This is a genomic window from Sulfitobacter sediminis (assembly GCF_040811725.1).
Lineage (GTDB): Bacteria > Pseudomonadota > Alphaproteobacteria > Rhodobacterales > Rhodobacteraceae > Sulfitobacter > Sulfitobacter sediminis.
This window is the reverse complement of record NZ_JBFNXX010000066.1, coordinates 1-5,005: the sequence shown is the minus strand read 5'-3', so window position 1 is coordinate 5,005 and position 5,005 is coordinate 1. Positions and strand designations below refer to the sequence as shown.

Genomic DNA, 5,005 nt, shown 5'->3' with positions numbered 1-5,005 from the left:
AAGGATAAGGCGCCTCTAATGTCTGAACTGCTTCATACAAAAACTGAATGCCGGATGCCTCTTCGGGCAGCTCTGCCCCGAAAAGCAGACATCTGACGAAAACGGTAGGATGACAGCTGTGAGCCCAGGACGGCCACTTGTTCGAAGCAAGTAAAAGGCGGTTAGCATCCAGATATTTGCATTTTCGACTAAGCCATAAGCTGGTTCTACACACGCTAGTATGTTTCACCGTCTAGAATCTTTGCGGCCGTACGGAAGACCTCAGGCAGCTTGGTCTCGCCGTAACCTTCGACGTAAGGCGTTGTTGAGAACGCAACGCCCACAAAGTCGCGTTGCGGGTCAAGATAAAGGAACTGATTTAGGCTGCCGTTTTTGGCAAGGGCACCATCTTCGAAAACCCAATCGAATTGGTAAGACAGCGCGACAGCTGGTTCGCCGAATAGTATCCTGCCCCGCAGGTCTTTGGAGCTTCCGTCAAAGGCTCTGCGATTGCCGCTTTTGTAAATCAGCTGAAGCACTTCGTCTGAAACTATTGCTTTTTCTGAGACCATTGATGCACTGGGCGTGAAGAGCATTCCGTAACGTGCCATATCTTCAAGTGTTGAGGACATCAGGCCAAACGGCATAGCAACACCATCTGGATCCAGGCTAAACATAGCGGGCATCCGAGCTCCCAGATGACCCCAGACCCGCTCTTCGAAAACTGATGCCCATGGTTGGCCTTCGACCGACTCGATCATCAATGTCATGACATGGGTATTTACCGCGGAGTAGCGGACTGTGTCGCCTGGACCTTCACCCTCAATTGGGGCGAAACGGCGCAGAACCTCGACAACGCTTTCACTCTCACCTGAACCGGGATTTGGAACTCCGAAAGCGGCACTAAAGAAGGCTACAATCTCAGAGTTTGGATTGAGAATTGTCTCCAGTCCCTCTTCGGTCTGCAGGCCAGTAGTGTGATTCATAACGTTGAGGACGCTTATTTGATCCCAAGCGCACCTGCCTAGCTCAGGCACGTATCTCGTGATCGGCAAGTTGGGTTCGATTTTGCCTTCCAATACTAGCAGTGCGGCAAGCAGCCCCACGGTTGTTTTGGCAGCGGAAGCCCAAAAATGAACATCCGTCTCCGCCATTCCAGGAAAAGCTTCAAAGATAACCTTTCCACGATGCACCATCATTACGCCTTGATGCCGAAAACGGGGATGGATCACGTAGTCAGTGAACGGGAGCGGTCCTTCGCTCTCAGTGTTGACCAACATGTCTGCTACGGCCTGATTATGCGCACGTTCGATCGGTCGATACTCGGAATTCGGCATCGACATGGCTGTTTGCATGAACTCGGGAAGGTTGAGCAAGTAATATAGCGTGTGATCACCGCCCAATTGGAAGTGAAAGTTATTGAAATGCGACCGGGCATCGGTGACGAAATCTCGCTTGAAGGGCTCGAGAGCAGAACTCACTGGCAGGGTTGCTCTGGCTCCTGGTACCGAAAGGAAATCCTCGAGAAAATCTTTTACTCCCACAGCACCCCCACCTGTCGCGCCGGATCCGGCTCCGCTACCTACCCTCTGTTTGCGTGCCATGGATTTCTCCCAGCTGTCTGTCTGACCAAGGGGGCCTTTTACACTGAGCTTCTAACGTGGACGCTTGAATAGCAAGCTTTGTGGGTGTGGCTTACCAGCACTTAAACCGGACTAATCGGATAAGCCGGGTATGACTGTGCGCTGGTAGGCCAGCACTCCTCAAAGTGGTCATCCCACTGTCGCGCGGTGGATCGGCTCAGTTTCTCCAACGCCCGAAATCTTTACCTGGTGTATCCTTGCCTTCATACTTTCAGGCAGTCGTTGCGGGCCATAAAGCCCGAGGAGCATGTTATGAAGCGCCAACTAGCTGCCGTTATGGCGGCCGACATTTGCGACTACTCCCGCCTAATGGGTGAGGACTCTCAGGCGATGCTAAGGGCACTACGTCGGCTTCGCGCCGAAGTTTTCGGGCCCTGTATTGCTTCGCATCACGGACGTATTGTCAAAAGTATGGGCGACGGTTGGATCGTACTATTTTCTTCTGCTGTTGATGCAGCGTCTAGCGCTTTGCGAATTCAAGATCGATTGGCAGAAGAAACTCATCTTGGCGGGCCTGAAATCAAGATGCGGGTAGGGCTGCATCTTGGTGACGTGGTTGAGGAAGGCGACGATGTTTTCGGCGATGGAGTGAATGTTGCAGCGAGGCTTGAACAGGCGGCGGCGCCTGGCTCAATTGCTGTGTCGGACGCGGTCTATGGAAGTCTTGATGGTACGCTCCGGCCTTCTTTCGACGATGGCGGCTTTTGGGAGTTGAAGAACATCAACCGACCAGTGCAGGTCTGGCTGAGAGGTGAACAAACAAAGGCTACTCTGCCCTCTCGTGTTGTCTCCGATAGATTAAAGATTGTAATGACCCCGGTTTTTACCTCCGACAGCCGGGCAGAGGTGCAAGAACTTGCGCACGCGATCACCGGGGATGTAAGTGCATACCTTGACGCAACTATGTGGATCTCAGCGGCTGTCTCTCAGGAGGCTGGGGATGCGAAGTATGTTCTACGGTCTACATTACGCAGTTCTGGTGACCAACTTCGCCTCGAAGTAGCGCTAATTGATGCCGGTAACTGCACTTGGCTGAAGACTAAATTTGATGGCAGCCTTTCAGACGTTTTCAACTGGCAAGATACGGTCGGCGATGAATTTTCTGGGCGAGTGCTGCGTACCATCTTCGACGCAGAACAGTCGCGGCTCAACCAGATTGAGCGATCCGAATTCACTGTGTCAGATCACGCTCTGCAAGCCGCGTTGGCATTGGAGCGTTTTGACCCTCAAGGTATGGAGATGGCCCTTTCCCACGCTTCGAGAGCGCTAGAACTTGAGCCTAATAGACCGGACGCGTTGGGCTCGGGTTTGATAGCATATCAGCAAAGTCAGTCTGTTGGATACAAAGACTTATGTGAAAAGTACAAATACGATGCAGAGATATGGTTAGCAGCGGCAGCTACGATGTGTGCGCACCAACCGGCACTAGAAATCCCAGTTGCGTTCGCTGCGCGAGTGAACGATGCGGCAACTGCTATCGAGTATCGCAGAACACTGGAGAAGGTGCTTCGAACTGTCTCGTTGGACTTTGTTGCAATTGCGTTTTGCGGATTTGGATTCAATCTTCTCGGCATGCCCCAGACAGCCTTGGACTGTCTAAACAAAGCAATGGGTCTCGGACAACATACACCTTGGCGCTTGGTAATGTTAGGAGGCTTGGGCCAAACCTATCTTCAATTGGGGCAATTTGAGAAGACAATCGCTGTATGTGATGAGGCTCAAAACTTAGGACCTGATTGGCCTGCGCTGCTTCGCCTTCGTGCTGCCGCTTATGCACAGCTTGGGCAATTAGACCAAGCGCAGGCCGCTTGTGCTGACTTCCTCAGGCGGGCACCAGGTGAGACGGTTAGTGGTATTCGTACACGCAACGGCTATGAAGATACCCCAAGCACACGGCTCTTTTTTGATGGGTTAAAAATTGCTGGTCTACCAGAGTGATGTGACAAGTCTTAAGCCATTTCGTCTACGCTCGGTTGCGCAGGAAATGGCTCCATATACAAGCCTATCGATGTAGCGGCCGCTTCGTCCCGCAACTCGGACTCAGAGCCTGATCCCGGGAGTGTCTGCTGCTCGCACAAGCGGCCATTCACGCCAGAAACTACGCATCGGCGTCTATGAATGACCGCTTCTAGCCAGACCGGACGTTCGGCGAAATCGGGGCTATGACTGCAAGGCGGACAGAGCTGAAATTGCGGTGGTGAATCTCTGTTACAAGAAATCTGGACTTTTTTGACCTCCATAAATTTATTCTTTGCAGCATCGCCATTGTGACTTCGCCAACTCGCTGTTTTGATATCGAAGCACGAATTTGGTAAGTTGCGTCACATAGCGGCGGCACTTTGGGGGGAGATGCATGCACAATTCAAAAATCTTTGTGGCAATACTGACAGCGATAACTTTAGCGTCGACATCAATGGTCGTTGGCGGTCCACTTCACGATGCGGCGAGGAATGGTGACACTGCCGCTCTTGAAAAACTACTGAACGATGGGGCCGACGTAAACGCAGTAGAGTTTGCAACGCCGCTCCAGATGGCGGCCTTCAGTGGACAGGCGGATGCGGTAGAGTTGCTGATTTCAAGGGGAGCGGATTTGAATATGTCCAGCTCGGCAATGGGAACGGCTCTGCACGCCGCCACAAGCCGAGGCCACGCTGGTGTGGTCGAAATTCTTTTGACGGCTGGAGCGGATACTGATGCCCGCAACGCAGATGGATACACACCGCTTATGATCGCTGCACTCGAACAGCGTTTGGAAGCTTTGCAAGTTTTGATTGCGGCGGGCGCAGACATTGAAGCCACTGCCGTTGCAAGTCGCAGCCCGAAAGGCGGGCACGGAAACGTAAACGCCCTGCATCTGGGTACATTCAAGGTGCGGTTCTCTTCGCCAGATCGAGATGCCGCCATCGCGGATGCATTGCTTAAGGCAGGGGCCGGTCCAAGACCGATACCTTTAGACAAAGAGCGGATGTCCAAATCCGATCCAAATCTCGGCCGGGAACTAACCATCGCAAGGTGCGGCGGTTGTCACAAGGTTGAATCTGAATCAGAGGCTGTTACGCAGCCTGAAATGGGACATTCACTGGTCAATATCTTCGGACGGCGAGTCGCCTCGAGAGATGACGTTCAATACAGCGATGCATTGAAGCAAGTAGGCGGGACTTGGACCGAGGAGCTGCTTTTTTCATTTGTGGCCGAGCCGATGTTGACGGTGCCGGGCACTAGAATGAGGTGGCAGGGCGACTGGAGCAGAGATGATGTCGCTCACATCGTTTCTTATTTAATGTCTGCCGCAAGATAACGACATTTATTTTCCATCTATTGGAGATAAACCACCGGCTTCCAGCCGGTCCGCTTCAGCGTCTTCGTTGATGATCTCTCCTCCT

At 52.6% G+C, this 5,005-nt stretch carries 3 protein-coding genes; 2 read left to right on the top strand and 1 reads right to left on the bottom strand.

What is annotated here, in order from left to right:
- Positions 1 to 215 precede the first annotated feature (215 nt).
- Positions 216 to 1,583: a serine hydrolase domain-containing protein gene (locus AB2B41_RS22995; RefSeq protein WP_367880161.1), complete on the bottom strand. Its 1,368-nt coding sequence runs from the start codon at positions 1,581 to 1,583 to the stop codon at positions 216 to 218.
- A gap of 291 nt (positions 1,584 to 1,874) precedes the next feature.
- Here AB2B41_RS22995 and AB2B41_RS22990 point away from each other — a divergent pair, with 291 nt between their 5' ends.
- Entirely contained in the window at positions 1,875 to 3,560 is a 1,686-nt protein-coding gene (locus AB2B41_RS22990; RefSeq protein ID WP_367880160.1) for an adenylate/guanylate cyclase domain-containing protein, read from the top strand.
- A 415-nt stretch (positions 3,561 to 3,975) separates the two neighbouring features.
- Entirely contained in the window at positions 3,976 to 4,920 is a 945-nt protein-coding gene (locus AB2B41_RS22985; protein ID WP_367880159.1) for an ankyrin repeat domain-containing protein, read from the top strand.
- The last annotated feature ends 85 nt before the right edge of the window (positions 4,921 to 5,005 follow it).